At 69.4% G+C, this 3,143-nt stretch carries 1 protein-coding gene; it reads right to left on the bottom strand.

The features are described 5' to 3' along the window. Positions 1 to 12 precede the first annotated feature (12 nt). On the bottom strand, positions 13 to 3,143 hold a 3,131-nt coding region (locus JCM9942_RS12865; protein ID WP_054660145.1), incomplete at its 5' end, for a GH92 family glycosyl hydrolase.

The following is a 3,143-nucleotide window of genomic DNA, read 5'->3' as shown; positions in this document are numbered from 1 at the left end:
CCGCCTTGCGGATCAGGGCGTGGCCGGTGCCAGCAGCTCGACTTCGGCCAGGCGCAGCGAGTCGCGCGAGGCCAGGCGCAAGCGGTATTCGGCATGCTTGCCCGGCTGCGCGATGCGGAACGGCCGGGTCTGCCGTGCCCAGGCGAAGGCTTCGTCGCTGCGCTGGTCGATCACCTGCCACTGGCCGCCGGCACTGCGTGCCTCCAGCGTCCAGCTGGCGCTACGGATCGGATCACCGCCGCTGGTCAGCGTGTACATCGCCGCCGCACCCGGGGCCGCGCCAGTGAAGGTGACCGTGGCATTGCCACGTAGCGGGCTGTCGGTGGCCGCATCGTCATCCAGCAGCGCCGGTGCCGGGTCGCCCTCCCCCACGGTGGCCTTCGCCCCTTGCAGCAGATCGCGCTGCGGCGTCGGCTGCTGGCCCGGTGCCGTCAGCGAACGCGGCAGCGCATCGGCGCCGGTACCCCAGCGTGAGGGCTGCGGCCCCATCTCGAACTCCAGCACCGCTCCCCCGGCCAGCAGCGCGTGCGGCACCCAGACCTTGTTCCACGGCTTGCCGTTGATCTTCAGCGACTGCACGTAGACGTTCTGCGGCGAGTTGGCCGGTGCCTTGATCACCAGCTGCTTGCCGTTCTGCAGGCGCACGCTGGCCTCGCGGAACAGCGGCGAACCGATCACGTACTCCGGCGCGCCCATGCGCAGCGGATACAGGCCCAGCGAGGCGAACAGGTACCACGCCGACATCTCGCCGTTGTCCTCGTCGCCCGGGTAGCCCTGGCCGATCTCGCTGCCCAGATACAGCCGCGACAGGATCTCGCGGGTCAGTTTCTGCGTCTTCCACGGCTGCCCGGCATACAGGTACATCCACGGGATGTGGTGCGCCGGCTGGTTGCTGTGCGCGTACATGCCCAGGCGCACGTCACGCGCCTCGGTCATCTCGTGGATCACGAAACCGTAGGAACCGGACAGCGCGCGGCTGGCGGTTTCCGGCGTGCTGAAGAACTGGTCCAGCTTGGCGGCCAGCTGCGCGCGGCCACCGTACAGCGCGGCCAGGCCCTCGCCGTCGTGCGCGGCGGTGAAGGCGAACGTCCAGCCGTTGGCTTCGGTGTAGTCATAGCCCCACTGCGCCGGGTTGTAGTCCTTGCCCTCCACGCGCCAGCGGCCTTGCGCGTCGCGGCCGATGAAGAAGCCGGCGTCACGGTTGAATAGGTTGGCGTAGTCGGCGGCGCGATGGCGCAGGTACTGCGCTTCGGTGGCGTAACGCTCACGCGCGGCCGGCGTGCCGGCCCGCTCGGACAGGCCCTGGGCCAGGTTGGCCAGGCCGAAATCGTTCAATGCGCCGTCCATCGTCCACGACAGGCCTTCGTGGATACCGGCCTCGACATAGCCCTGGAAAGTGGAGCGGGCCATGCCCTTGCGGCCGACATGGCGGTCCGGCGGCACCACGGTGGCGTTCTTCAGGCCGGCCTCGTAGGCCTCGGCCGGGTCGAAGCCGCCGATGCCCTTGAGCCAGGCGTCGGCGAAGGCCACATCCGAGCTGGTGCCGACCATCAGGTCGGCATAGCCGGGCGAAGACCAGCGCGCGATCCAGCCGCCGGCGCGGTACTGCTCGATGAACCCCTGCACCATCTGCCCGGCATCGTCGGCACTGAACAGCGCATAGGCCGGCCAGGTGGTGCGGAACGTGTCCCAGAAGCCGTTGTTGACGTACATCCTGCCGTCACGCACGCCGACATAGCTGCGCACCGCGCTGCCGTCGGTGTTCTGGTCCGAGCCGCTGGCCTGGTTGGCGTAGCGCCAGTCCGGCGCGGCCTTGCTGCCGACGTTCTCATGGCCCGAATTCGGGTACAGGTACAGGCGGTACAGGTTCGAGTACAGCGTGGTCTTCTGGTCGTCGCTGGCATCGCCGATGTCGAATGCGCCCAGGCGCTGGTCCCAAGCGTCCTGGGCGCGCGCGGCGACGCTGTCCAGATCGTCGGCGGCGCTGATTTCCAGCGCCAGGTTGTGCTTGGCCTGCTCCACCGAGATCAGCGAGGTGGCGATGCGCATCTGCACCCGCCGCGCACTGCCGGTGTTGAACTTGATGTAGCCGGTGGGCCGGCCGGTGTCGATGCGGCCGCTGGCCTGCCAGGGCGTATCGAAGGTGGCATAGACGTACATGCGCGAGGCGCCGTTGGACAGCCCGCTGCGCACGTCGGTGTAGCCGCTCAGCGTCTGTGTGGCCGCATCCAGGGTCAGGCCGCCACGCGCGTCGACATTGTCGAACAGCAGGTTGGCGTCACCATCCTGGGGGAAGTCGAAACGGAATACCGCGGCGTGGTCGGTCGGGGCGATGGCCGCGGCGATGCCGTTGTCGAAGTTCACCGCGTACCGGTACGGGCGCGCCTGCTCCTGGTCGTGCGAGAACGACAGCGCGCGCTTGCCGCGGTCGGCCTCGGGCACGCCACGGTCCAGCGAAGGCATCACCTGGAAGGTCTGCCGGTCGCCCATCCACGGGCTTGGCTGGTGGCTCAGCGCCAGCGCCTGCAGCTGCGGCCGGTTGTCGGCGTTGCTGCGCTCGTTCCAGTGGTAGAGCCAGCTGATCGAACCGGCATCGGTCACCGGCGTCCAGAAGTTGAAGCCGTGCGGCACCGCGGTGGCCGGGATGTTGTTGCCGCGCGAGAAGGTGCCGTTGGACTGGGTGCCACGGGTGGTCAACACCCAGTCCGACACGCGCTGCGGTACCTGCCGCGGTTGTGCGTCCAGGCGCACATCGTCGATCCAGCCGGAGACCGGCGTGCCGGCGGCACTGGCTACTTCCAGCTCGACCGCGACCACGCGGCGCCCACGCAGCGCGGCGATGTCACCCAGCCGCACCGACTTGCGCGTCCACTGCTGCGGATACAGCGTCTTGGAATCACCCTGCGCCCGCGCACCGAGCGCCATGCCATGCTGGTCGCGCGCCGGCGTGGCCGACAGCCGGCTGCCGTCATCGAGCAGCAGATCCAGCGACACGTAGGTCGAGGCCACGGTGTCGCCGGCGACGATCTCCGGCAGCACCAGCCACGACAGCGTGGTATCGGCCTCGACCAGCACGTCGGCCTCGAGCAGCCGCTGCCGCGCCTGGCCGCCACTGCTGGCGTAGTGCAGCGCCTGCAGGCCGC

The sequence above is a fragment of the Stenotrophomonas pictorum JCM 9942 genome (assembly GCF_001310775.1).
GTDB classification, from domain to species: domain Bacteria; phylum Pseudomonadota; class Gammaproteobacteria; order Xanthomonadales; family Xanthomonadaceae; genus Stenotrophomonas; species Stenotrophomonas pictorum.
This window is presented reverse-complemented; position numbering and strand designations above follow the sequence as displayed.